20 protein-coding genes are annotated in these 23,825 nt (G+C 69.3%); 12 read left to right on the top strand and 8 right to left on the bottom strand.

Features of this window, described 5'->3' with window-relative positions; genetic code table 11:
- The first annotated feature begins 583 nt into the window (after positions 1-583).
- Positions 584-3,010, top strand: coding sequence for a metallophosphoesterase (locus QHF85_RS30140; RefSeq protein ID WP_281330811.1), 2,427 nt, complete (start codon positions 584-586; stop codon positions 3,008-3,010).
- Here the strand turns inward: QHF85_RS30140 and QHF85_RS30135 are convergent.
- Complete coding sequence (locus QHF85_RS30135) at positions 3,007-4,260, bottom strand: SLC13 family permease (RefSeq protein ID WP_281330810.1); 1,254 nt, start codon at positions 4,258-4,260, stop codon at positions 3,007-3,009. The genes QHF85_RS30140 and QHF85_RS30135 overlap by 4 nt on opposite strands.
- Before the next feature lie 378 nt (positions 4,261-4,638).
- On the opposite strand from QHF85_RS30135, the gene ribA reads away from it, so the two are divergent.
- Positions 4,639-5,316, top strand: a complete 678-nt coding sequence (gene ribA, locus QHF85_RS30130; protein WP_281330809.1) for a GTP cyclohydrolase II — start codon at positions 4,639-4,641, stop codon at positions 5,314-5,316.
- Between the two features lie 3 nt (positions 5,317-5,319).
- Here the strand turns inward: ribA and glmU are convergent, their stop codons facing one another.
- Positions 5,320-6,741, bottom strand: coding sequence for a bifunctional UDP-N-acetylglucosamine diphosphorylase/glucosamine-1-phosphate N-acetyltransferase GlmU (gene glmU / locus QHF85_RS30125; protein WP_281330808.1), 1,422 nt, complete (start codon positions 6,739-6,741; stop codon positions 5,320-5,322).
- A gap of 321 nt (positions 6,742-7,062) precedes the next feature.
- Here glmU and QHF85_RS30120 point away from each other — a divergent pair, with 321 nt between their 5' ends.
- Together QHF85_RS30120 and QHF85_RS30115 are read left to right on the top strand one after the other, a co-directional pair.
- Positions 7,063-8,373 (top strand): hypothetical protein, encoded by a 1,311-nt coding sequence (locus QHF85_RS30120; protein ID WP_281330807.1) that lies wholly within the window; start codon positions 7,063-7,065, stop codon positions 8,371-8,373.
- Positions 8,374-8,540: 167 nt separating this feature from the next.
- Positions 8,541-9,359, top strand: a complete 819-nt coding sequence (locus QHF85_RS30115) for a lysophospholipid acyltransferase family protein (RefSeq protein WP_281330806.1) — start codon at positions 8,541-8,543, stop codon at positions 9,357-9,359.
- 3 nt (positions 9,360-9,362) lie between these two features.
- On the opposite strand, the gene holA is transcribed toward QHF85_RS30115, so the two are convergent.
- Positions 9,363-10,421, bottom strand: coding sequence for a DNA polymerase III subunit delta (gene holA / locus QHF85_RS30110; RefSeq protein WP_281330805.1), 1,059 nt, complete (start codon positions 10,419-10,421; stop codon positions 9,363-9,365).
- 66 nt (positions 10,422-10,487) lie between these two features.
- On the opposite strand from holA, the gene QHF85_RS30105 reads away from it, so the two are divergent.
- Positions 10,488-11,219: a DUF2071 domain-containing protein gene (locus tag QHF85_RS30105; RefSeq protein WP_281330804.1), complete on the top strand. Its 732-nt coding sequence runs from the start codon at positions 10,488-10,490 to the stop codon at positions 11,217-11,219.
- A gap of 8 nt (positions 11,220-11,227) precedes the next feature.
- Here QHF85_RS30105 and QHF85_RS30100 read toward each other — a convergent pair whose 3' ends face one another.
- Positions 11,228-12,385: an acyl-CoA dehydrogenase family protein gene (locus tag QHF85_RS30100; protein WP_281330803.1), complete on the bottom strand. Its 1,158-nt coding sequence runs from the start codon at positions 12,383-12,385 to the stop codon at positions 11,228-11,230.
- 145 nt (positions 12,386-12,530) lie between these two features.
- Between QHF85_RS30100 and QHF85_RS30095 the strand changes: the two genes are divergently transcribed.
- Together QHF85_RS30095 and QHF85_RS30090 are read left to right on the top strand one after the other, a co-directional pair.
- Positions 12,531-12,689 carry a hypothetical protein gene (locus QHF85_RS30095; RefSeq protein ID WP_281330802.1) on the top strand — a complete coding sequence of 53 codons (159 nt, stop codon included), beginning with the start codon at positions 12,531-12,533 and terminating at the stop codon, positions 12,687-12,689.
- A 45-nt stretch (positions 12,690-12,734) separates the two neighbouring features.
- Entirely contained in the window at positions 12,735-13,616 is an 882-nt protein-coding gene (locus tag QHF85_RS30090; protein WP_281330801.1) for an MBL fold metallo-hydrolase, read from the top strand.
- A 26-nt stretch (positions 13,617-13,642) separates the two neighbouring features.
- Here the strand turns inward: QHF85_RS30090 and QHF85_RS30085 are convergent, their stop codons facing one another.
- Positions 13,643-14,602, bottom strand: coding sequence for an NYN domain-containing protein (locus QHF85_RS30085; protein ID WP_281330800.1), 960 nt, complete (start codon positions 14,600-14,602; stop codon positions 13,643-13,645).
- Between the two features lie 341 nt (positions 14,603-14,943).
- On the opposite strand from QHF85_RS30085, the gene QHF85_RS30080 reads away from it, so the two are divergent.
- The gene (locus tag QHF85_RS30080; RefSeq protein ID WP_281330799.1) at positions 14,944-16,566 is read left to right on the top strand and encodes a VWA domain-containing protein; all 1,623 of its coding nucleotides are present in this window, start codon (positions 14,944-14,946) and stop codon (positions 16,564-16,566) included.
- A gap of 45 nt (positions 16,567-16,611) precedes the next feature.
- Entirely contained in the window at positions 16,612-17,646 is a 1,035-nt protein-coding gene (locus tag QHF85_RS30075; protein WP_281330798.1) for an SUMF1/EgtB/PvdO family nonheme iron enzyme, read from the top strand.
- On the opposite strand, the gene QHF85_RS30070 is transcribed toward QHF85_RS30075, so the two are convergent.
- Both QHF85_RS30070 and QHF85_RS30065 read right to left on the bottom strand, forming a co-directional pair.
- Positions 17,643-17,828 (bottom strand): hypothetical protein, encoded by a 186-nt coding sequence (locus tag QHF85_RS30070; protein ID WP_281330797.1) that lies wholly within the window; start codon positions 17,826-17,828, stop codon positions 17,643-17,645. The two genes, QHF85_RS30075 and QHF85_RS30070, sit on opposite strands and share 4 nt — an antisense overlap.
- Positions 17,829-17,881: 53 nt before the next feature.
- Positions 17,882-18,682, bottom strand: a complete 801-nt coding sequence (locus tag QHF85_RS30065) for a hypothetical protein (protein ID WP_281330796.1) — start codon at positions 18,680-18,682, stop codon at positions 17,882-17,884.
- Positions 18,683-18,811: 129 nt separating this feature from the next.
- On the opposite strand from QHF85_RS30065, the gene QHF85_RS30060 reads away from it, so the two are divergent.
- The 3 genes from QHF85_RS30060 (at position 18,812) to QHF85_RS30050 (ending at position 21,310) form a co-directional block, all read left to right on the top strand.
- Positions 18,812-19,255: a hypothetical protein gene (locus QHF85_RS30060; protein WP_281330795.1), complete on the top strand. Its 444-nt coding sequence runs from the start codon at positions 18,812-18,814 to the stop codon at positions 19,253-19,255.
- Between the two features lie 74 nt (positions 19,256-19,329).
- Positions 19,330-19,887 (top strand): isochorismatase family cysteine hydrolase, encoded by a 558-nt coding sequence (locus tag QHF85_RS30055; protein ID WP_281330794.1) that lies wholly within the window; start codon positions 19,330-19,332, stop codon positions 19,885-19,887.
- A gap of 106 nt (positions 19,888-19,993) precedes the next feature.
- Positions 19,994-21,310, top strand: a complete 1,317-nt coding sequence (locus tag QHF85_RS30050) for an MYXO-CTERM sorting domain-containing protein (RefSeq protein ID WP_281330793.1) — start codon at positions 19,994-19,996, stop codon at positions 21,308-21,310.
- Here the strand turns inward: QHF85_RS30050 and QHF85_RS30045 are convergent.
- The gene (locus QHF85_RS30045; RefSeq protein ID WP_281330792.1) at positions 21,268-22,722 is read right to left on the bottom strand and encodes a hypothetical protein; all 1,455 of its coding nucleotides are present in this window, start codon (positions 22,720-22,722) and stop codon (positions 21,268-21,270) included. The genes QHF85_RS30050 and QHF85_RS30045 overlap by 43 nt on opposite strands.
- Positions 22,723-23,825 lie beyond the last annotated feature (1,103 nt).

Genomic DNA, 23,825 nt, shown 5'->3' with positions numbered 1-23,825 from the left:
CGGCGGGGGGTTCGCCTCGGGCGACACGAACGTGCACAAACCGCTACGCGCCGGGCTTGCTTCTTCTGCACATCGTGTAGGATTGGCGCATGCCGACCGCTGGGGACCGAGCGAGTCACGCTGCTGCGATCCGAGGGACGATCGCGCCGCGCACACTCGGTGCCGGGGCAAACGCGGCGCACCCTTCGCGCCTCGCCCTTCCCCACGCTGCTTCCCACGCCCCCCGCACGGCAGTCTTTTCTTGCACCCGGGCCAGGGCTTCCTGGAAAATCTGAAAAATCGGCTTTTGGGAGATGAACGATGAGCGCCAAGAACCGACCTCACGCCCCGGCCGTCGCTGTTGCTCCTCGCGAAGCGGCGTTTCAGGATGCAGTGGTCCTCGTTCGTGAACCCTTCGTCATCGACCGAGCGGTGGCCATGCAGGCCATCCGCTACACGAAGGAGCTTCTCTCCGGCTCCGTCGCGCCGAACACACAACGCGAGTCCGTGCCATCCTCCAACCCGTCGACCTCGAGGCGACGCGCTGCGAGCGGCCGCTAGAACTTCCGAAGCGGTCCGCGCGTCGACGTAGCGCTGGGACCGAATGTACATCCTTCACCTGTCGGATCTTCACGTCACGGAGCCCGGGCAAACGCTCGACGACGTGTGGATGCACCCGGCGCAAGCGCTGGGGACGCTGCATCCGGCACCCTTCGACTTTGTCGTCGTCAGCGGGGATCTCACGCAGCGCGGGAGCGTCGCGGAGTACGACGAGCTGCTCGAGTTCGCCGAGCACCGCGTCCTGCCGCTCGTCGTGAACCGCGAGCGCGCGCGCGTCGTGTTCGTTCCGGGCAACCACGACGTCGACTGGGGCGCCGACATCGGCGAGCCCGTGCGCGTCACCTCGCTGCGCACCGCGCACGACTTCGACCTCCTCGAGCAGGAGATGCAGCGGCTCAAGCGCTCGCCGGATCTCTCGGATCTGCGCATCGACGTGGGCCGCTACGGACACCTCGACCTCGTCAAGCTGCGGGCGGGCGCGGAGTACAACAAGCGCTTCGCGAACGTCCAGCGATTCTTCGACCGCTTCTACGGCGAGTCCTTGGATGGTCGCGGCCGCGCCTTCGATCTCCTCGATCCGAACGAACGCGAGCACTGGTCGGCGCACGTCTTCGCCCAGGAGAAGGTCGCGTTCTTCGGCTTCAACTCCTGCCACCGGAACGACAAGTACTGGACCGGCGCCTGCATCTCGACGCGCGCCGTCTCCGCCGCTCGCGACTTCGCGAACGGCCTCGATCGGGACACGCTGCGCGTCGCCGTTTGGCACCATGGCTTCACCAGCGAACGCGGGCGCCCCGATTACCTTACGCTGCAGGACGTCGGAACCCTCTACGCCGCGGGCTTCCGCATCGGCTTCCACGGCCACACGCACCAGGAGAGCTCGAAGCTCGTCGAGCTCTTCAAAAGCCGCTTCGTCATCATCTCCACGGGATCGCTCGGCTCGGCCGCGCACGAGCGCCCCGGCGCCGTGGGCAACCAGTTCTCGGTCGTACGGCTCAGCCCGAGCACGGTCAGCGTCGAGGTGTACGAGCGCGACGGCGAGGCCGGCGAATACGCGCTCGAGCCGAAGCGCAAGTACTTCGAGGTGAACTGGGAGCCCGTCGCGCAGGCCGAGCGCTTCGTGAAGGCCCGCGAGCACACCCGGATCTGGAGCGTCGGGGACGATGGCATCGCCCTCGTCGAGGTGGAGCTGCGCGACTTCGTGGCGCCCATCGAGACGCCGATCGCCGTGCTCGAACCGCCCTACAACAACGTCCAGGCCGAGCCGCGCGCGACCACGTGGCGCGGCCGCCGCGAGGTGAAGGAAGAGCCGCTCGGCGGCGGGCGCGTGCGCTTCATGCTGCAAGGCGCCGACAAGACCGAGCGGTACCTCACGTGGAGCTACCACCTCTCGAACGCCGTCGCGCTCACGCAGGCCGAGCTCAACCTGCTGGAAAAACGCGATCGTTGGTACCCCAACTTGATCGACGGCTACGACGTCCGCTCGCACGTCGTCCGCTTCGAGTCCGACCACCTCACGCTGGCGCTCGTGTTCGCGGAGAGCTCGGGCGCGACGATCGAGGACGCGTATCCCATGGTCGAGCGCTGCTACGAGCAGTTCGGCGAGGAGCGCTGGGAGCCCGTCGAGTTCGAGCAGGAGCGGTGCCGCTCGCACTTCATCGTGGGCAAGGCGCACGTCGAGCTCAAGATCCCGGGGCCGATCGTGGGCTACCGCTACTCGCTCGCGTATCGCCCCGGCGGCACCGGCAAGGAGTACCCCGAGGCCGCGAAGTGGACCGCGCGCGCATTGCTCGAGCGCTGCTGCGGCAAGCCCCTGTCGAACATCTCGCTCTCGGCGAAGCTCACGGAGGCGGTCGGCAACTCGATCTACAAGATCGCGACCGCCTCGCCGTGGGGCGTGCAGACCGCGCCGATCGTGCGCAGCGGGCTGCTCTCGGAGCGCGGATCGTGGATGGGCATGATCTGGGACGCGAACCTGCGCGTGCTCTGCCCGGCGTTCGGCCAGTTCTGGCCGCAGTCCTGGGCCGCGCGTTTCACCTGCGGCAGCGGCGTCGCGGGCCATGCGTTCCGCTTCAACATCGCGGCGGCGTGGCATCGCGACGCGCACGCGACGACGAGCATCATCTACCAGCCGAGCCCGGACCATCACCGCCTCTTCGCGCGGCACTACCGCTGGATCCTGTGCTTCCCGCTCCGCCTCGCGCCGGAGGAGGAGTCGTCGCTCGGCGTCGTTTGTCTCGCGAGCGAGGAGGAGAACACCCAGGTCGAGCGCGCGCTCGGCCACCTCGCCCGCGCGATCTGCACCGAGACGATGGATCCCGAGGCCACGAAGATGCGCCTCATGCTCCAGACCGTCATCAACGCCGTGTTCTGGACGTGCGTCACCGATCCGAACCACGGGCTCAGCGAGAGCGAGGGGCGCTACGCGCGTCACGTCCTGAACGCGCTGCTCTCGTCGGCGACGGACTAACCCGCGAGCAGCAGGTACCCGATCGCCACGACCATCGAGGCGATCGTCACGGGCAGACCGGCGCGCAGGTACGTGACGAAGCCGATCTCGTCTTCCGCGTGCGCGGCCTCGACGACGATGATGTTCGCGACGGAGCCGAGCAGCGTGAGGTTGCCGGCGAGCGTCGTGGCCATGGCCGTCACGGTCCAGGCGAGCGTGGGATCGGGCAGCGTGCGGATCATCGGCTCGGCGAGCAGGATGAACGGGACGTTGCTCACGACCTGGCAGCCCAGCGTGAACATCGCGGAGAGCGCAGCCATCGCGGCGCCTCGTTCCGCCGGGATGAACGGCCGCGCCGCCGCGAGCGCCGCGTCGACGAGGCCCGTGCGCTGGAACGCGGCGGCCACGATGAAGAGCGCGCCGAAGAAGACGAGCACGGTCCACGTCACGTCCGAGAAGAGCGACGCGGAATCACGCCTTCGAAGGACGAGGAGCGCGGCGGCGCCCGTGAGCGCGGCGAACGCGAGGTTCGCGCCGGCGAGGAAGGCGATCGAGACGCCCAGGATCACGACGAGCGCGAGCGTGAGCTCGCTGCGAGATCGAGGCGCGACCTTTGCGTCCGCGTCGATCGACCCGGCGCTCGTGGGCCGAAGCTTCTTCCGGAAGAGGAAGTGGAGCGTCGCGGCCGTCACCAGGAGCGCGAGGAAGCCGGCCGGCCCCGCGCGAAACAAGTAACTCCGGTACGACAGACCCGACAGGTGCGCGACGAGCATGTTTTGCGGGTTTCCCGCGAGCGTCATCGCGCTGCCCGCGTTCGCGCCCATCGCCAGCGCGAGCAGGTACGGCACGCGGGGAAGGCCGGCCCGCCGCGCCGTCGCATCCACCACGGGCGCGAAGAGCACGCAGACCGGATCGTTCACCAGCACGGCCGAGAGCACGCCCGAGGCGATCGTCGTGCCGTACAAGAGGCCCACCGGCGAGGGCTTCCGCGCGAGCAAGAACGACGCGGCCATCTCGAAGAACCCGGCCTCCGCGAGCGCCGCCGCGAGCAACATCATCCCGAGCAACAGCCCGATCGTGTTCGGCTCGACCGCGGCGAACGCGGCCTTCGCGTCGATGCCCCAGCGCGGCTCGATCGAGGCGAGCACGACCATCGCGCACGCCCCGGCGAGCGCGCCCGCGGGCCTCCCGATCGGCAGGAGGGACAGGCGCCGAAAGGCGATCAGCGCGTAGGTCGCGACGAATACGACGAGCGTGGGCAGGTGGCTCATGCGGAGGCCTTCGAGGTCTTCGGCGATGCTTTACACGAGCGGGTCGATCCTGTCCGACGCAGCATCGGTCAGCAGCGCCACCCAGCCGAGCGCGACCACGGTGGCGGGCAGCTTTTTGGGGGGAGCGTGGGCGCGGTGGTCACGGATTCGTGTCGGCGTCGGGAGCGTGCTCGAACGCGGAGCTCGAAGGCTCGTTGGAGCCGCGGCGACCGAGCGGCGAGGTTTGTCCTTCTGGACCTTCCGCGAGGGCGTACGGGCGCCCCCGACCTTGTCACACCCTTGGCCTTACGCTACGTAAGAAGTCCCCCGGAGATCCCGAGGTCCTGGGAGCGGCCGGGGAATGCTGTACACGCCCACCCAAACGCACAGGAGAGCGAGATGTACGTCCCCGACGTGGTGATCCGGCCTCGGCTCGAGATTTTAGCGAAGGCGCCGGTGCCGACGCAGACCGGTTTGTTCGAGATGATCGTGTTCCGGTATGGTGAGCCGTCCGCGGAGAGCGGGCTCTCGCCGGATCACGTGGCGCTGGTGATGGGCGATGTGCGTGGACGGTCGTCCGTCCTCGTGCGCGTGCACTCCGAATGCCTGACGAGCGAGGTCTTCGGCTCCCTGAAATGCGATTGCCGCGGCCAGCTCGAAGCGGCGCAGGCCGAGATCGCGCGGCGGGGGCAGGGCGTCGTCGTGTACCTGCGCCAGGAGGGCCGGGGCATCGGCCTCTCGAACAAGATCCGCGCATACGACCTGCAGTCCCAGGGGCACGACACCGTGGACGCGAACCGGCTGCTCGGGCTCCCGGACGACGCGCGGGACTACGCGCCGGCCGCGGCGATGCTGGAGCACCTCGGCGTCGCCTCGATCCAGCTCATGACGAACAACCCGCTCAAGGTGCAGGCGCTCCGGCAGCTCGGCGCGCGGGTCGAGGCGCGCGAGCCATCGATTGTCGGGACGAACCCGTTCAGTCAGGGGTATCTGGAGGCGAAGCGGCTGCGGATGGGGCATTCGCTGCCGCCGCTCGACGCGGCGCTCGCCGCGACCGAGAGCGTCGACGCGGAGTGAGGCTCAGCCGCCCGACTTCTTGATCACGCTCGCCTTGAGCCGCGCCTTGAGCCGCGAGGCGTAGCCCTCTTTGTTCTCCTGTTTCACCCGGGCAATGGCCAGCGCGTCGTCTGGCACGTCGCGCGTGACCGTCGTGCCCGTCGCGACGTACGCGCCCACGCCGATGCGCACAGGCGCGATGATCTGCGTATCGCTGCCGATGAACGCGCCCGCGCCGATCTCGGTGCGGTGCTTCTTGAACCCGTCGTAATTGCAGAAAATGGTCCCCGCGCCGATGTTCGCGCCCTCGCCGATGTCGCCGTCGCCGAGATAAGCGAGGTGATTGGCCTTCGCCCCGCGGCGGACCACGGTCTTCTTCGTCTCGACGAAATTGCCGATGTGCGCCTCGGCCTCGATGCGGCTCTCCGGGCGCAGGTGCGAGAACGGCCCGATTTGCGCATTCTCGCCGATCGTCGAATCGCTCGCGATCGAATACGGTTTCACCAGGGCCGAGGGCGCGACCTCCACGTCCGAGAGCACCGACCCCACGTCGATCCGCGCGCTCGTCCCGATACGGGTTTTCCCGCGCAGAACCACGTAATGCTCGATCACCGCGTCCGGCTCGACGACCACGGTCGCGTCGATCCGCGCCGTCGCCCGCACCGTCGCGCCCGCGCGCCGGATCCGGTCCGCGATGCGCCCGTACAGGATGTCCTCGGCCGCGGCGAGCTGCGCCCGATCGTTCACGCCCACGAGCGCCGCCGCGCTCTCGGCCCGCACGGAGGCGACCCCGCCCGCCTTTGCTCCGACGGCCACGATATCGGTCAGATAAAGCTCGCCCTGCGCATTGTTCGGCGAGAGCCCCGCCACCGATTCTCGCAAAAAGGCCGACCGCGCCACGTACACGCCCGTGTTCACCTCGCGCACGCGCCGCTCCTCCTCGGTCGCGTCGCGATGCTCCCGCACGGCGAAGATGTTTCCCTCGGCGTCCCGCAGCACGCGCCCGTACCCCGTCGGATCCTCGGTCATCGCCGTCAGCATCGCGACCGGCGCGCCGCCCTCGATCGAGCGTGCGAGCCGCACGAGCTCGGCCGGATCGAGCAGCGGTGTATCCCCGCAGAGCACGAGCACGCGCTCGGCCGCGGGATCGAGCGCCGGCAGGGCCGCGCGCACCGCGTCTCCGGTCCCGCGCTGGGCCTCTTGCACCGCCGTCCGCACGCGATCGCCGAACGCCTTGGCGAGGTGCGTGGCGAGCTCGTCCCGGCCATACCCCACGACGACCACGACGTCCCCGCAGCCCGCGGCGAGGGCCGCTTCGATGGCGTAGTCGACCATCGGCCGGCCGCAGAGCGTGTGGAGCACCTTCGGCTTCGCGCTCTTCATACGCGTGCCTTGCCCGGCGGCGAGCACGATGGCGGTGAGGGAGGGGGAGGCTTCGGTCGTCATCGGCGCCGAAGCTAGCACGGCCGCCCGGGACCCCCTAGCGAACGGCGAAGCGCCTTCGAGGCCCCCGCGGACGGACGTGGCGGGGCGCCGAGGGCGCGGACGGCGCCATAACATTGTCGCCATTGATGGCCGTTGAAATGGGAAAACACCGTCCTGTCTGCAAAAATGAATGCGAGGTTGGTCTCGTCGGGTGGTACATGCAGTGACCGATCACCGTCGAAACCGTGCCGACGCGCGGTATTTTCGAGGGGAATTGGACCTTTTTGATGATCTCCTCGTCAGGCGCAGTGTATGCAGAAAGGGAAGGACGGAGGGAACCTCATGACCCGCTTTGCTCACGTATCGCTCGCGTCTCTCGTTCTCGTGTTCGCGTCGGCTTGCAGCAGCAGCAGCAGCGAGGCCCCCGCGCCCGCGGTCAACGTCGAGGCCGAGGCGGCCGTCAACGCGGATCTCGGGGCGGAGGCGCTCGTCGAGGAGCACGACGAGGGCACGGTCGCCTGGCGCATCGACTCCGACGGCCAGGTGAAGGCCGCGGTCAGCGCCACCGCGACCGGGCGCGTCAAGGAGGACGTCAGCGGCTCGGTCATCTACAAGATCGAGGGCAGCGAACCGAAGACGGTGCCGCTCGTGCTCGACGCAAAGACGGGGCTGCTCGTCGCGACCGGGCCGAAGCTCGAAGCGGATCTGACCGAGGTCGACTACACGGTGACGGTCTCGGGCAAACCCTGGACCGGCGTCATCCACGTGCCCGTGGGCGGCACGGCCGAGCTCGTGGCGGGCGCGAAGGTGACGGCCGAGGCGAAGCTGCCCGACGAGACCGTGGGCCCGCACGGCGGTACGATCCAGATCGTCGGCGAGGATCGGCTGGAGATGGTCGCGGACGCGGACACGGGCGAGACGCGCGTGTACGTGCTCGACGTGAACCTCAAGCCCGTGCGGCTCGAGACGCGCAAGCTGCGGATGGGCTTCGTCGCCGAGGAGACTCGGTTCGTCAATTTCGACCCCGAGCCGTCCGGATTCTATTTCTCGGCGAAGCTCGGCGCCTCCGCGGCGCTGCTCAATCCGCTGCGGGTCACGGCGTCGCTCAGCATCGGCGCGGTCACGCACGCGGCGATCTGGGGTTATCGCCCCGGCATCCGCATTTATGCGCCCACGGCCAGGGTGCGCATCGCCAGCGCGCCGCGCGTCCGCTTCGGCATCCGGGGCGGCTTCGACAGCGGCGTCGACGTTTATGGTCGCGCGCACGTGAAGGCGAGGTTCGAGGACCACGACGACGACGACCACCACCACCACAAGAAGGGCGACAATGGCCGGCATTTCGGCCAGGACGGCACCTTCGCCCGCGACAGCGGCGGCTTCAAATCGGATGACGCCGTGCACCCCGGCAGCAGCAAGGCGAAGGGCGGCGGCGACGACGATCGCGGCCGCGACGCGAAGGGCGGCCACGATCACGGCGGCAGCGCGAAGAGCGGCGGTAGCTCGAAGGGCGGCGGCCACGACGATCACGGCAGCAGCGCGCGAAGCAGCGGCGGCTCGAAGGGCGGCGGCGGCAGCTCGAAGCCCAGCGGCGGTGGCTCGAAGGGCGGCGGCGACGCGAAGGGCGGCGGCGGTGGCAAGGGCGGTAAAAAATAACCGCGCTGCGAGACGAATGTAGGGTTATCACCCTCGTTCTGTCAGCTTCTCGTCACGATTGCACGATATCCAACGACGCAGCGCAAGACGCGCATTGCGTCATGCTCGAAACAGCCCCCCTCCTCTTGCCGGCTTTTCAGGGCTCGGGTAAAGATGGGCCTTCCTCCATGAAGGCCAAGCTTGTTTCGCTCTGGAACTGGTTCGAGATCATCGCCGTCGTGACGTTGTCGACCGGCGCGGTCGCGGTTGTTTTCGTCACGACCACACCATTCGACCGCGTCCGCAAAATCACGGGCAGGTTCTTCCGCATTTGCGGCACGATGCTCGTCCGCTTGAATCCGCTCTGGAGCGTGAAGGTCTCCGGCTGGCAAAGGCCCAAGAACAGCGGGCCTTTCATCGTCGTCGCCAATCACCAGTCGATCGCCGACATCCCCGCGATCAGCTATTTGCCCTGGGAAATGAAATGGCTCTCGAAGGAGTCCAATTTCAAGGTCCCGGGCCTCGGCTGGATGATGAGCATGGCCGGCGACATCCCGCTCCGCCGCGGCGAGCGCGAGAGCGCGAAATCGGCGATGGAGCGCTGCAAATGGTACCTCGACCGCGGCATGAGCGTGATGATCTTCCCCGAAGGCACGCGCTCCTCCGACGGTGAAATCAAGCCCTTCAAGGACGGCGCCTTCCGCCTCGCCCTCGAGACGGGCATCCCCATCCTGCCCGTCGCGGTCGCCGGCACGCGCCACGCGATCCCCAAGAACTCCTGGGTCTTCGGCGTGAAATGCCAGGCCCGCATCGAGGTCCTGCCGCCTGTCGAGGTCAAAGGAATGACGATGGACGACCTCGAAACGCTGAAGGCCCGCGTGCGCGGCGATATCTCGGCGGCCTTCGAGCGGCTCGGCAAGTGGATGCCGACGCTCCCCGCCGAGGACGGCGCCGAGAGCGACGCGCCAAGAGCCCCGGTCGCGATCGAAGCCCCGCCCCCCGCCTGAGCCTCACCGACACATCGATATCACCATCGTCTCGAGCACCGCCTGCGGCGTGCGTTTCGAGCCCTTGAGCGCTCGATCCGCCTCCGCCAGCAGGCGCACCCACGCGGGCAGTGTCCCCCGCGGCAGCGATTTCAACGTCTGCGCCGTCTCCTGCGCCTTGAACGGCGGAATGCCCGCGCGCGCGGCCGCCTCGTTCACGTTCGACCCCGCCCGCAGCGCCGAATCCATTTTCACCATCTTGCGCACGTTCGACGCGACGAGCCCGAGCAGCGGCAGCCCTCCGTCCTTCGAATCCACCACGTCCGCGAGCACCGCGAGCGCCTTGTCGAGCTTGCGCCTCGTGAGCGCGTCGAGCAGCTCCCACACCGAGCTCGGCCGGACCCTCGCCACCATGGTCACGACCGCGTCCTCCGTGATCGGCTTGCCCTCCCCGACGAACAGGCAGAGACGGTTGATCGCGTCCGCCACGTATCCGAGCTCGGGCCCGGCGATCTCGGCCAGGTGATCGGCCACGTCCGGCGCGATGTCGTGCCCCTGTTTCTTCGTGAGCTCCCGGATCTTCATCGGCAGCGCCTTGCGGCTCAGGGGCTCGCAGTTGACGAGGAAATCTTCCTTCTTCCCCGCCGTCACGATCTTGCGTTGCCCGTGGAGCTTCGTCGCCGAAAGCACGAGCACCGTGCTCTGGATCGGCGCCTTCGCGTACTCGGCGAGCGCGTCGAGCGGGCTCAAATCCTTTGCGCCACGTTTGCCCTCGGACGCGCCCCTGCCGCCCTCGTCCTCGTCGCCGTCGCCCTTCTTCTCCCAGCGCTCGAGGCCCCGCGCGAGGACGAACCTCAGCTTGGCCATCATCGGCACCATCTTCGAGGCCGAGAGGACCGCGTCCACGCTCGCCTCGCCGGCCGTGAACTTGTCCTCGTTGAACCCCGCGATGCCGCCCTTCATCGTCGCTTCACGCAGGGCGGCCACGACCTCGTCGGCGAGGTACCGCTCCTCGCCGAGCACGAGATAGACGGGCCGCAAGGTCCCTTTCGTGGCTTCCTGGATGGCTTGCTCGGGCGTCACTGGCTACCTCGTTCGTCCCTCCGGAGGGGCGCGTCAAGCGCGGGAAGAGGTACCATGTTCCCCACGATGATCGACCGCCTCTCACCCGCCGAACGCCCGCCGGGCCGGCCTGCCGGCTTCCAGCGGTGGCGAACCCTGCTTTTCCTGCACTGGGAGGTGCCCGCCGAGGCGATCGCGAGGCTCTTGCCCCCCGAGCTCTCGGTCGACACGTTCGAGGGAAAAGCGTGGGTCGGGGTCGTGCCCTTCACGATGCGCGACGTCGCGCCCCGATGGTCGCCGTCCGTGCCGGGGGTCTCGCACTTTCACGAGCTCAACGTGCGCACGTACGTGCACCTTCGCGGCAAGGATCCCGGCGTCTGGTTCTTCAGCCTCGACGCGGCGGCCACGATTGCGGTGGCCGTCGCGCGCGCCGGCTGGCACCTGCCGTACCACCGCGCCTCGATGCGCCTCGACGTCTCGGGCAGCACCGTCGCGTACCGGAGCAAGCGTCTCTTCCCCGGCCCGAAGCCCGCAGACTTCGAGGCGCGCTACCAGATCGGCGAATCGATCGGCTCCGCCAAACCCGGGACGCTCACGCATTTCTTCGCCGAGCGGTACATTCTTTATGCCCGCACCCGCTCGGGTTTGTCGCTCGGGCGCGTCCACCACGTGCCGTATCCGCTCCACGAGGCGCGGGTCGAATCGTGGTGCGACGGAATGGTCGCGGCCGCGGGTTTGCCCGCGCCCACGGGCGAGCCGCTCGCGCTCTACAGCCCCGGCGTCGACGTCGACGTCTACAACCTCGTCCCCGTCGCTTGAGGCACGCCTTACTCCTGCTTCACCTTCCGCAGGAGCTCTTTCGTCAGGTTCTTCTGGTGCGACTCCAGCGTCCCGCCGCCGATCTCCAGGAGCTTCGCGTCGCGCAGGAACCGCTCGACCTTGTACTCGTTGCAGTACCCCCAGCCGCCGAGGACCTGCATCGCGTTGTCGGCGACCTCCTTGCCCACCGGCGCCGCGAAGAGCTTCGCCGCGTCCGTGCCGATGCGGTTGCGTTTGGCCGGGCCCACGTCGCGCGCCACGCTGTAGACGAGCGCCCGCGCGGCTTCCGTCTTCGCGAAGCTCTCGCCGATGTACCGCTGGATCTGCCCGTGCTCCGCGATCGACTTGCCGAAGCTCGTCCGCTCTGCCGCGTACCGCACCATGATGTCGACACAGCGGTCCGCGATGCCGAGGCTCATCGCCGCCAGCGTGAGCCGCTCGAGCTCCAGGTTGCGCATCATGTTGCGCACGCCTCCGCCCACCGTGCCGAGCACGTTCTCCGCCGGCACGAACACGTCGTCGAGCATGAACTCGCTCAACGTGCTCGCGCGCATGCCCATCTTCTCCGTCTTCTTTCCGACGGAAAACCCGGGCGTATTTCGCTCGACGACGAACGTCGTCACGTCGCTCTCGACCTTCGCGTAGACGATGAACACGTCGGCATCGATCGCGTTCGTGATGAGCGCCTTGTGTCCCTTGATCACGAACCCGTCGCCCTCGCGCCGCGCCGAGGTGCGCATGCCGAGCACGTCGGTGCCGCTCGACGGCTCCGTCATGCCCATCGCGCCGATCCACTCGCCCGAGATCACCTTGGACAGCCAGCGCTCGCGCTGCGCTTCGTTCGAGGCGTAGTAGAAGTTGTTCACGAAGAGCACCGCGTGCGCGAGGTACGCGAGGCAGAAGCCAGGATCGCTCTTCGACAGCTCGTGGTGCACGACGACCGAGCCCACGGCGTCCATGCCCGCGCCCCCGTCCTTCTCCGGGATCGTGAGCCCGAGCAGGCCGAGCTCTCCGGCCTGCTTCAGGAGCGGGACGTTCAGCGTGCCCGTGCGATCATGCTCTTCCGCCTGCGGCTCCACCACGTCGCGGACGAAGCTCCGCACCATCTGGCGCAGCATCCGGTGCTCTTCGGTCGGGTTCTCGAGGTCGAAGACGACGTCGCTCATGCGCGGGACACTAGCACGAGAGGCCGCCGCGCCGTCCTCATCCAAGCGCGCGTGGCTCCGCCCGGACAAGCCGGGCCCGGACCCCAGACCCCGCGACGAACCTTCCCACGCGGACCGGGCACGCCCTTCGCAACGGCTCCGGGCGATGCTGGTCTTCTGGGGGCTCACCGTCGGTGCTTTCCTCGCCTGGCTGCTCGCCGTGACGGGCGTCTACGCGGCGGGCCCGTGGATCAACGTCCTGCTCGTCATCTCCATCGCCTTCGCCGTGACGGGCCTCCTGTTCCGTCCGATCGGCCGACGCTGAGAAAAACCGTTCCCCGCGCGACGCGTCGCGCCTATACCCGCGGCCGTGCGCCCCGAGAGCCTGTTTTTCCGGCCGGATGACCTCGCCCTCGCGGGCCCGGCCGGCCGCTCCCCCGTCACGGTCCGCTGGCTCGGCACGGCGGGCTTCGAGATCACCTGCGAGGACCACGTCCTCCTGCTCGACCCCTACGTCACGCGCGCCTCGCTCACCCGCTGCATCACCTCGCCGATCGCCCCGGATCTCGGCGCCATCGGGCGCTACATCCGCCGCGCGGACGCGGTGATCGTCGGCCACACGCACTTCGACCACGCCCTCGACGTGCCCGCCATCGCCAAGCGCACCGGCGCGCGTGTCTTCGGCTCCCGCTCCGCCGCCGCGCTCTGCCGCGCCGCGGGCGTGCTCGAGGCCCGCGTCGAGGTCGTCGAGCGCGAGCCAGGACAAACCCCGATCGTCCGCGAGGTTGGCCCCTTCCGCCTGCGCTTCGTCCCGAGCGCGCACTCGCGCTTCGCCCTCGGCCGCGTCCCGTTCCCCGGCGACATCGACGACTGCGACGCCGTCCCCGTCCGCGCCGAGGGCTACCGCTGCGGCGCCGTCTTCCGCGTGGAGATCGAGGTCGCCGGCCGCACGATCGTCCACCTCGGCAGCGCCGAGCTCTTGCCCGACGAACCCGCGCCGCGGCACGTCGACCTGCTCCTGCTCTGCGCGGCGGGATGGCGCAGCGGGGTCGACCTGCCCGAGCGCGTGATGCGCGCCGTCTCGCCCGCGGCCGTGCTGCTCTCGCACTGGGACGATTTCTTCCGGCCGCTGCACGCGCCCGTGCGCGCCCTGCCGGCCGTGGGCCTCGGCCCGCTCGCCGATCGCCTCGCGCGTGCGTCGCGGGACGTGCGCGTCGGCGCGCTCCCGCTGCTCGGCGACCTCTTCCTTTGACCCCGAACGCTTTGAGCTGAAATGGCTTACTCGCGCGCCCGGATCGCCGCGTTTCCGTCGGGCGCGTGATAGACCACGATGAGCCGCGACGTCACGAGGTGCTCGAGCATGCGTCGACGCCCGTCGGGTGAGGGATCGAGCCGGTTCGATTGCCAGCGCGTCACGAAGTAGTTCGCCCCGACGTACCCGTTGCGCAGCCTCCGCTCGGCCGCGCGCAGCTCCTCGATGAACACCGACTCGTCCTCCGAGGGCTGGTACGACGGCGGCGCGGATTCGGGCGCGTTCGGGTCGGCGTCTTCGGGGTCCTCGCACTCGTCGTGCGTCACCTCGCGGAGGGCGCTCCCTGCGGGCGGCGTCGGCACGGCGGGGGGAATGTCCTCGCTCGCCCAGCGCGGCTCGGGCCCGGGCGGCGCGGGTGGGCCGGAGCCCTCGGTATCCTCGAAAAACGAGAGCCCTTCGAGCAGATCGATGTGATCGAACGCGGCCTTGCGCAGGCGCGTCGATAGGCCCGCGCGCCCCCAGGTCGACACGTAGGCCTGGCGGCCGAGCTGCCGGACGCCTTCGACGGCCGGCGCGTGATCGGAGTCGCCCGAGACGAGGACGAGCACGTCGAACGCGTTGACGGCTGCGAGGCGCAGCATGTCCGCGACCATCGACGTGTCGACCTCTTTTTCCTGTGTATACCGGTTCTCGGCCCCGCACGCGGCGCACTGGAACATCGTCGTTTTGCGCGGGAAACGCTTCACGAAAAAGCCGGGCTGCACTTCGAGCATGTCGAGGAAGCCCGCGAGCTTCTTCTGCCCTTCGGTCACCGCGGCCGAGCCGATCTCGATGCCGGTATAGTAATAGGCGCCCCAAAGCAGCGAGCCGCCCACGCGCTCGACCAGCCAGCGCGACAGCTTTGGAAACGCGAGCCTCCGGCCTCCCGCCTCGTCACGCCAACCGGAGTGGAAATTCTTGCCGTCGAAGAAAATGCAGACGCGCATCACACCGCCGCTTGAAACAAAGAAAACCGGTGCCCCCCGGGGAAGCCGGTCACGCCCATTCGAGCGATCCCTTCACGCGATCGCGGGGCGGCTGTCTTAGTCCGAGGCTCCTCGTCCGGTCAACCCGCTCCACGGCCGAAAAAAACGGCCCGCGTGATGCAGGACGCCCGCCCACCGGTCTCCCTCACGCTTTCGCCGTCATCGTAGTGTTATGGTCGGCCGTACCCCCCGGACCGGCGACAGCGTGACGCCGCAGCGCTCCGTCCCTCTTGCGCCTCTTTTGGCAGCACCCAAACGATCTCGACTCGCGCTTACGCCTCTGCCGGGTATTCTTGGGGCGCATGCCCGGCCCTGCCCTCGATCTGTCGCTCGCGCTCGACGTCCGGAGTGTCCCTCCGGGCGCCCCGCAGCGCGCGCACCTCGTCGTCGAGGTCTCGGCCGCGCTCCCCGAGGACGAACGACACGAGCGGCCGCCGCTCGCGCTCATGTTCGCGATCGACGTCTCCGCGTCGATGTGGGGTCAGCCGATGGAGCAAGTCGTCCGTTCCATCGAGCGCATGGTGGAGCTGCTCGACCCCACCGATCGCGTGGGGATCGTCTCGTTCTCCGAAGGCGCGGAGGTCGTCTCGGAGCTCGAGCAGCTCGACGCGGCCGCGCGCCGCAGGCTCGCGAGCAGCTTGCGCCGGATCGATCCCGAGGGCGGCACCGACATGGAGAGCGGCCTGCGCACGAGCCGGAGCGCGCTCGGTCCGCCCGTGGCTGGGGAGCGACGTGGCATCCTCCTGCTCAGCGACGGAGATCCGACGCTCGGCGATCGACGCCCCGAGGCGCTCGCCGAGATCGCCGCCTCGTTCCGCGGGGACGCGGCGGTCTCCACGCTCGGCTACGGCGAGGAGCACAACGAGGACATCCTGCGGCGCATCGCGGTCGCGGGCGGCGGCCAGTATTATTACGTGCGGGATCCGGCGCTCTGCGCGACCGAACTCGCGCTGGCCGTGGGCGCGACGGGCGACGCGGTCGCGGAGGGCGTGTCGGTCGACGTCGCGCCCGCGCGTGGCGTCGACATCATCCGCATCGCGGGCGACGTGCGCGTGCGCAAGACGATGGGCGCGGCGCGCGTGGAGCTGCCGGACCTGCAGCCGGGCGAGAGCGCGTCGCTGGTCGTCGAGCTCGTGATCGAGCCCGGCGCCTCGGTGAGCGGGGCCTTCGAGGTCGTGCGTACGCGCCTCGCGCATCGCCGCCCCGGCGTGACGGACGTCCACGTCCTCGATCGTGCGATCGGGGTCGACGTGCAGGCTGGCGCGCCCGAGCGCGACCCTGCGGCGCGCGCGCGGGTGCTCGTCGCGCTCGCGGAGGAGGCGCGCACCGCGGCGCGCACGCTCGCCGATCAGGGCTCGTTCGAGACGGCGGCGACGCTGCTCCGGCGCGCGGTGGACGGCATGCGCGCGGAGGCCGACCTTGAAACGCAGGACGGCACGCCGCTCGGCGAGACGATCGCGCAGCTCGCGGAGGAGGCGGAGGTCCTCGCGAAGAAGCCGAATCCTGCGGCGTATCGCCTCTTCCGCAAGGCGCAGGCGGGCCGCGCCGCCGCTGCCTCGCGCCGCGCTGGGGCGAGCCAGGCGGGGCCCCTCAGCCGCCGCGCCATGGCCACCATCGCTGGCAACCTCCCTCGCGCCCGCCTGCTCGTCGTCCGGGGGGAGGGCCCGAAGGACGGGTATCGCCTCGAGGGCACGACGATCACGATCGGCCAGACGAACCACGCGCAGATCCGCCTCGAAGGCAAGGACGTCTCGCGGGAGCATTGCTCGATCGTGGGCCAGGACGGCAAGTTTTACCTGACCGACCTCGGGGGCGGCAGCGGCACGCTCGTCAATGGCAAGAAGCTCACGGCGCCGGCGGCGCTGAAGCCTGGGGACGTGCTCGGGGTCGGGGACTACGAGCTCAAATACGAAGAAGAACGGTAGTGGAAAGGCCCACCCGGGCCTCGTGCGTTCCGGCTTTGGCTTCCCATGCGCCTCGATTCTCGCCCTGCCTTCCTCGTCGCCGCCTTCACGCTCCTTGCCACGGGGGCCCTCGCCGCGTGCCGCTCCTCCGAGGACAAACCGGCCGGCGGAAACGCTGCGCCGAGCACCACGGAGGCCGTCCCCGCGGGGTCCACGGTGCCCGTGGTCGCGGTGACGGTCGCGGAGGCGGGAACGGAGGCGGAGGCGGGCGCAGAAGCGGACGCGGCGCCGGCGGCGATCGCGGATGCGGGCGCGGATGCGGAGGCCGACGGCGGATCGCCGCCGCCGGTTTGTCCTTCCGAGATGTTCAAGATGGGCCGTTCCTGCGTCGACCGCTGGGAGGGGCACCTCGCCACGAAGACCGCGGACGGCGTGACGACGCCGTGGCCCCATTACGATCGCCCTGAAAAGGGCACGTTTTACGTTGCCATGAGCGGGGCAGGTTTCTATCCGCAGGCCTACATCAGCCGCGTCGAGGCGGCCGAGGCTTGCGGCCACGCGGGCAAGCGCCTCTGCAGCCGCGCCGAGTGGACGCGGGCCTGCAAAGGCAGCAAGGGCTACCGGTATCCGTACGGCAACAAGGGCCAGCGCGGCGCCTGCAATACCGGCAAGATCCACCTCCTCGAAAAGTTTTACGGCCGGAGCCGCGGCGCCTGGACGTACGAGGTCTTCAACGACCCGAAGCTCGATCGCGAGCCTGGCTTCCTCGCCAAATCGGGCGAATACGAGACCTGCGGCAGCGACGAGGGCGCCTTCGACATGGTCGGCAACCTCCACGAGTGGGTGAGCGACGCCGTCGACTCCGATATCGAGGACGTCCTCGCGCGGGACGAGGTCGAGCGAAAGAAGCAGCCCTGGAAAGTGGGAAATGGCATCTTCATGGGCGGGTTTTTCAGCACCACCCTGGAGCACGGCCCTGGCTGCTCGTTCACCACGATCGCCCACGAGCCGGCCTACCACGACTATTCGACGGGGTTCCGCTGCTGCATGGACGCGCCTGGCGTCGAGAAGAAGCCCCGCAAGAACAAGAAGAAGCGCTAGTTCGGCTTCGTATCGGGCGCGGCCGTCCCGTCGGGCGCGGCTGTCCCGGGCGCCTCGTTCGTCGCGGGAGCGATCGGGCCCGTGGGCGTGCTCGGCGGTTTGTCCTTGGGCAGAGGCTCGCGACAGGCGGCGGTGAGCGTCAAGGCGGCGAGGAGCAGGGCATTGCGGACGACGGGTCGCATACCTCGGATGTGACGAGTCCCTCCTGCCTCGTCAATCGGGCGGGATCGACGTTTCAGGGCACGGGGGACGCCCCGGGCGGCGCGGCTGGCGGCGCGGCGAGCGGGTCCGCGGCGCCGGGCGGGGGAGGGGGCGCGCTCGGCGCGAGCTTGCGGGCGCGCTCGTCCTCGACGAGCTTCACGAGCTGTTTTTGCATCTCTTTTCGCAGATCGATCCATTGCTCGTCGGCGTAGTCCTTGGCGCTCTTCGCGTAGATCGTCGCGTACGGCTCCCCGCGCGTATCCTCTCCGGTGAGGTGGCCGTAGAGGTACCCATTTCGCACATCGAGGACGAACGCCTCGACGTACCCTTTCACCTCGGTATCGAGGAACGGCACGAAGAGGATGGGCACGAGCAGCGCGGTCGTGGCGACGAGGGGATTGGCGCCTTGGTTGCGGTAGCCATGGTCCACGATGACGAGCACATCGGTGTTCGCGCGGGCGGCCAAGAGGCGGAGCTTCTTCAGCGAGATCTCGTGCGGCGGGTCGTAGGGATACCCATTTCCTTCGGAGAGCCGCCGCTGGCCGGTGACGAGCAAGGCCGGGATACGGTAGACACTGCTGACGCCGGGCAATCCGTTGAACACTTTTTCCAGATCTCCGGCGACGTCCGGGTCGAGCGTGTAATAGGCGAGCCGGATCGCGCTGGCGGGCATCTGGGGCCGGGCTTCGAACGCTTTGCGGATGTCCTCGTCGTCGATCTCGCCCTCGCGATCCATCTCGAAACGGCTGTTTCGCGAGGGCATGCTGCTGACCCCGCAGCCCGAGAGGGCGGCGAGCGCGAGAGCGCCGAAGGCGAGGGAGGCGAGGCGGGGCATGGTGGTCCTTTCGGTGCGGGACAACGGTGCCCGCGGCGTGAGCTTACACGCGTCCCTTCACGGCGTATCGAGCCTCGAACCCCCTTCCGTCCTGGAAAAAACCATGCTCACCATGACGAGTACACGAACATGGCCGACGCCCTATCCGATCGTGGGCAATGGAAAGAGTCCTGGAAGACGGACGCGTGGGAGCTCTTCATGACGAGCCCTGCGCACGGCGTGTTTTTCACGCGCGCCTCGGGGCATGCGGACCTCGACTGTGCGCTGCACGTGATGCGCGCGGCAGACCGCCTCGCCTCGCTCACCCTGGGCGACCTCGAGGTCTTTCACGATTGGGAGCTCGTGACGGGCTACGACAGCATCGTGCGGCAGGAGTTCGTGCGCTGGGCGCAGGAGCACCCGAAGCCCGGAGACGCGCACATCCTGGTGAGGTCGCGTATCGTGGCGATGGGCGTCTCGGTCGCGAACGTCACGCTCGGCGGTCGGCTCAAGGTCTATGCCGAGCGCCCCAAATTCGAGCGGACCCGCACCGAGACGATCGCCGGCAAGCGCAGGGCCTCGATTCCGGGCTAGGGCGGTCGACCGCCGCGCGAGAAGCGTGCTCAGGAGGCGGAAATCCTGGTTCATTTGTCCTACATGCTGACGTCATGACAACCGCACTCATCATCGGCGACATCCAGCGCGGCATCACCGCTGCCTACCCCTTCGCGCGGCAGGTCGTTGCACCGCTGACCGAGCTCCTCCCACGCGCGAGAGCCGCCGGTGTGCTGGTGGTGTTCGTACGCATCGCGTTCCGCGCCAACCGGGCGGATCTTCCGCCGGGCAACGCACTGTTCTCCGCCTTCTTCGAAGCGCGGGATATCTTTCACGAGGGGATGGCCGGAACCGAGATCGACCTACCGGTGCACGACGAGGACGTCCTCGTACTCAAACGCCGGGCAAGCGCTTTCGCCGGAACAGACCTGGATCTCGTGCTGCGTGCCCGTGCCGTCGATACCATCGCCGTCGCCGGAGTGGCCACCAGTGCAATGGTCGCCGCAACCTGTTACGACGCAGCCGATCGGGGGTATCGGATCACCGTGCTCCGCGATGGCTGCGCGGACAGCGACCCCACCGTCCACGAATTCTTCATGGACAAAATCTTTCCCAGCCGTGGGGCCGAAGTCGTGTCGTGTGCCGGGTGGCCTTCAGCCGCGGTGACGTGAATAGGGGTTACGAGGCGGCGTCGAAGCAGGCATGTTTGCCTACTCCACGCTTGGTCCGCATCTTCGCCGCCCGCTTTTCGCGGGCCTGTTTTCCGCGATCGCCGTCATGCACGCGTCCGTCGCGCTGGCCGACCCGATCACATTGAGCGCGCCGATTGACGTCGGCGCGACGCTCCCCGCGATCTCCGAGCCTCCGGAAGGCCAGGGCGACTACCTCGACGAGCGTCGCGACGACTACGCGGTCGCGGTGCACGGCTCGTCGATGCTCGTCACGTGGGTCGAAGGCGCGCGCGATCTCCATGCCGCGATCGTGGACGCCGAGAAGGGCGTCGTCGTCCCGCGGTTCCTCGTCTATTCGGGAGAGACGCGACTCTCCGCGGTGCGCGCGGTCTTCGCGGACGGCGCGTATCGCATCGCGGTCGGAGACCAAGCGGGTCTCTACGTCGGCACACGTCTGTTCGTGGTCGACGAAGCGGGGACGGTGGGGGATCCCGAAACGTACGGGCTCGCGGAGCAGGGCCTCGTCGAGTGCGGTCCGCTCGCGCTCGAGGCGCGGAGCACCGGCCTCGTGCTTTCGTGCACGACCGGTCCCGTCGTCGCGATCCCGCAGGAAGGGGAGTCGAGCACGCTGTTTTGGCCGACCGGTTCGCCGCGCGTCAACATTGCATGTAGGGACGCTCCGTGCGTCGCGGGCTTCCAGCTGAACAATGCGAATCCGCTGCTGAACGTCGCGCTGGTCGCGCTCGACGACGCGAACATGGATCCGAAGCCGACGTTCCTCGGCTTCCGCGACGCGACCGACGCGCGCATCGCGTTGGCGCTCACCGGCGCCGGGACGCTCGCCGTCTCACGGTCGTACTTCCTCCCGCCCGGCGACGGGAATGGGCAAAACCGCGAGCATATCCACGGGTGGTTCCTCGCCGCGGACGGCACGATCCGCGCGCTGGACAATCTCGCGGAGGCGCCGGGGATCCGCGACGCACGGCTCGCGACGAACGGCACGAGCATCGCGCTCGTGTATCGTGCGAACGGCGGCGGCTCGACGATCGTCGCGCTCGACGCGGACGGCGAGCCCCGCGAAGAGACGGCGGTGATCTCGACCCAGCCATCGCTCGATGTTCGTCTCGCGGCGTCGTCCGACGGCTCGTACGCGCTCGCGTACGACGACGGCGCGAGGCTGTTCGTGCGAACGGCGCGCCTCGACCCGCCCGACGCGACACCAACGACCACGCCGACGAGCACGGAGACGAGCTGCGCGTGCGCGGCGGCCGGGGACGGAGCGTCGTCCTCGGCGGGCGGCGTCCTCGCCGTTGCATTCGGCGCCTCGCTCGTCGTGCGTCGACGGCGGCGACGGGGCGTTGGCCCCATCCCGGCGCCCCTTCAGGGCTCCGCGTCCTTGCAGCACCGCGCCCCGGTCGAATAATCGAGGTAGCTCCGCGGGTGGGCCGTCACCACCGCGTCGCATCCCGACCGCGTCGACCTGGCGTAAAACCCGCCTGCGAACGCTCCATTTCCTTCGTCGACCCACTCGTCCAGGTTCCCGACCATATCGTAGATCGCGTCGTTCCCCCAGCGGCTCCGGCACGCCGGCGTCGCGCCCGTCCTCCGGAACAGCGGCGCCTCCCCGGCGCGCACGTGGTTCAATCGTGGATCGAGGTGCCCGATCGAGGCATTGTCGTGCAAAATCGCCGCCGGGTGCGCCTCCCGGAACACGTTGCACGCCCCTTCCACGTACGTATCCCCGTACGGAAACGGCGTATCGTCCTGCCCTCGGCAAGCCAGCACGAACTCTGGCAACGTGCACAGACGCTTGCCCGCCGCGGCGCAGGCGCTCTCCGCCACGAGCCCCGTCAAATACCCGTTTGGCCGGGCCAGACGCCGCGGCACCGCCACCACGTCGAGCTTCTGCCCTCGCTGCCACCCCGGCAAGAAGGGAAGCGGCATCGCCCGCGCGTGCACCCCGCCCATGCGGCTCCGCCCTGTCGACCAATCCCCCAGCGTGATCTCCATCAAATTCGGCGTCACCGGGAAATCCGGCGAAAGTGCCTCCCCGCTCGCCGCGTCCACCATCGTCGCCTCGAACCGGTCCACGCAGAGCTTCCCCTGCACGAGCACCATCTCGGGCGGACACGGCCGAGGCGCCGTCGCCTTCACTTCCTCGACCTCCTCCGTGCCCTCGCCCCCGGCCCGCTCCACGGCCGTCCCGAGCCCCCGCACCACCCCCGCTTCCGGCACCACGTCCCGCCCCTCGGCGCGCGTCCCGAACCACCGCAACGACCCATCCGCCGCCCACCCGGGCTCCCCCACCACGCACGTCCCCGGCGCCCCGAGCGCGTTCACCTCGACAAACGACCCTGGCGCCGTCGTCGGATAAAACCGCGGCCCCGCCGACCCGTCCTGACAAACCGCCTCCGCCACCCCTTCCGGCCAGGCCGCCGCCCCGACCTCGCGCCCCTCCTCGTCCAGCCAAACCACATATCGCCGCCCCTCGTCCGACAGCAGCGCCCCGCCCCCGGGCAGCCCTGACAAACGCACCCCCAGCTCTCCGGCGCGCACCTTCAGCGACGTCTTCGCCACGGGACCGAGCCGCCCGGCCCCGTCCACCACGAAGGCCACCACCTCCTCGTCCGAGCCCACCCCCACGCCTGCCACGATCGCCCCGCCCGCGGCCCGCTCCACCGCGGAAAACCCTGGCCGCACCGGCGACGCCGCGCTCCGCGCCCGCCCATTCGAAAGCGCCGGCGCGCCCACCTTCCCATCCTCCAGAAGCCCCGCCACATGCAGCCGCCCCCCGGACAGCTCCATCAAGAGCCCCTTCGCCTTCCCCCCGACCATCGCCGCACCATCCGGCCAAACCCGTCCCCGCCAAACCTCTGCCGTCCCTCCACGCGGCGCCACCTGCCCCACATCGCCCCGCGCCACCCACACGGCGCCCCCGACCTTCCCGATCCCCGCCACGGCCCCGGCGCCCCGCCCGCCCGTAAAAATCTCGTCCTTCGACAAACCCTCCCGCACCCCATCCCCCTCCAGCACCCGCACCCGCCCCCCGGCCAGCGCCACCCCCGTTCCATCCGGCCAAACCCGCGCCCAGTGCACCCGACCTCGCCGCGCGGGAAAAGCGACCCCTTCCTCCCGCACACGCCCATCCCGCCCGGCCGACCTCAATCCGCGCCCATCCTTCGTAAAAAACGCCCGCTCCCCGGCCCACACCACGAGCCCCACGTCATTGCGCCCCTGCCCCCCCATCCGCCGGGGCTCCGCCTCCAAAATCTTCTCGAAACCCGCGCCCGCCCCCGGATCGATCGCGCAAGCCCCTCGCCCGAGCTTCGCCGCCGAACCCCCGAACCAGCTCAACTCACAATTCCCGCCCCGCGCCACAGGCTGCGTCAACAGCCCCACCTGCGCCCCGCCCACCAGCCGCGGCGCATAAAACCCCTTCACCGCCCCCCATTCCAGCTCCCCCTCCACCACCTTCGCGCGACTCTTCGCCTCGAACCGTCCATCCGACCCAATCACCCCCCCACCAATCGCGGCCCACCCCATCCCCGTCGCTTTCTTCGCCCCCGACGGTTTGGCGCTCTCATACCAAACGATCTCCACCCCCCGACCCGACCCTCGCGCATCCACCACCCCCATCCCCTCCAGCGGTGGAACGAACCTCAGCCCTGTCGCCGTCGCCTCCCCCTCGAACACCCCATCGCGCGACACCCACCGCACCGTCACCTCGACCGTCGGCCTCGGCGCCGCCTTCTTCACCACCTCCTTCTTCCCCGCGGCCTTCTTGCCACCATTCCCTTTCCCCCCCTTCTTCCCTCCCGCCGGCGCTTTGCGATTCTGGACGAGGCGCGTGGCGGCTTCTTTTTTGGGGGCGGGGGTGGTGGGTCCTGTTGTTTGAGGGGCCGCAGGCCCCGAGTTCGGGGGGACCGCCCCCGCCCCCA

Origin of the sequence: Polyangium sp. 6x1 (assembly GCF_029946515.1) — a bacterium.
GTDB lineage: Bacteria > Myxococcota_A > Polyangia > Polyangiales > Polyangiaceae > Polyangium.
This window is presented reverse-complemented; position numbering and strand designations above follow the sequence as displayed.

Coding starts and splice junctions, on each gene's coding strand:
- QHF85_RS30140 (WP_281330811.1), top strand. CDS start 584: ATGTACATCCTTCACCTGTCGGATCTTCACGTCACGGAGCCCGGGCAA.
- QHF85_RS30135 (WP_281330810.1), bottom strand. CDS start 4,260: ATGAGCCACCTGCCCACGCTCGTCGTATTCGTCGCGACCTACGCGCTG.
- ribA (WP_281330809.1), top strand. CDS start 4,639: ATGTACGTCCCCGACGTGGTGATCCGGCCTCGGCTCGAGATTTTAGCG.
- glmU (WP_281330808.1), bottom strand. CDS start 6,741: ATGACGACCGAAGCCTCCCCCTCCCTCACCGCCATCGTGCTCGCCGCC.
- QHF85_RS30120 (WP_281330807.1), top strand. CDS start 7,063: ATGACCCGCTTTGCTCACGTATCGCTCGCGTCTCTCGTTCTCGTGTTC.
- QHF85_RS30115 (WP_281330806.1), top strand. CDS start 8,541: ATGAAGGCCAAGCTTGTTTCGCTCTGGAACTGGTTCGAGATCATCGCC.
- QHF85_RS30105 (WP_281330804.1), top strand. CDS start 10,488: ATGATCGACCGCCTCTCACCCGCCGAACGCCCGCCGGGCCGGCCTGCC.
- QHF85_RS30100 (WP_281330803.1), bottom strand. CDS start 12,385: ATGAGCGACGTCGTCTTCGACCTCGAGAACCCGACCGAAGAGCACCGG.
- QHF85_RS30095 (WP_281330802.1), top strand. CDS start 12,531: ATGCTGGTCTTCTGGGGGCTCACCGTCGGTGCTTTCCTCGCCTGGCTG.
- QHF85_RS30085 (WP_281330800.1), bottom strand. CDS start 14,602: ATGCGCGTCTGCATTTTCTTCGACGGCAAGAATTTCCACTCCGGTTGG.
- QHF85_RS30080 (WP_281330799.1), top strand. CDS start 14,944: ATGCCCGGCCCTGCCCTCGATCTGTCGCTCGCGCTCGACGTCCGGAGT.
- QHF85_RS30075 (WP_281330798.1), top strand. CDS start 16,612: ATGCGCCTCGATTCTCGCCCTGCCTTCCTCGTCGCCGCCTTCACGCTC.
- QHF85_RS30070 (WP_281330797.1), bottom strand. CDS start 17,828: ATGCGACCCGTCGTCCGCAATGCCCTGCTCCTCGCCGCCTTGACGCTC.
- QHF85_RS30065 (WP_281330796.1), bottom strand. CDS start 18,682: ATGCCCCGCCTCGCCTCCCTCGCCTTCGGCGCTCTCGCGCTCGCCGCC.
- QHF85_RS30060 (WP_281330795.1), top strand. CDS start 18,812: ATGGCCGACGCCCTATCCGATCGTGGGCAATGGAAAGAGTCCTGGAAG.
- QHF85_RS30055 (WP_281330794.1), top strand. CDS start 19,330: ATGACAACCGCACTCATCATCGGCGACATCCAGCGCGGCATCACCGCT.
- QHF85_RS30050 (WP_281330793.1), top strand. CDS start 19,994: ATGCACGCGTCCGTCGCGCTGGCCGACCCGATCACATTGAGCGCGCCG.
- QHF85_RS30045 (WP_281330792.1), bottom strand. CDS start 22,722: ATGGTCGGGGGGAAGGCGAAGGGGCTCTTGATGGAGCTGTCCGGGGGG.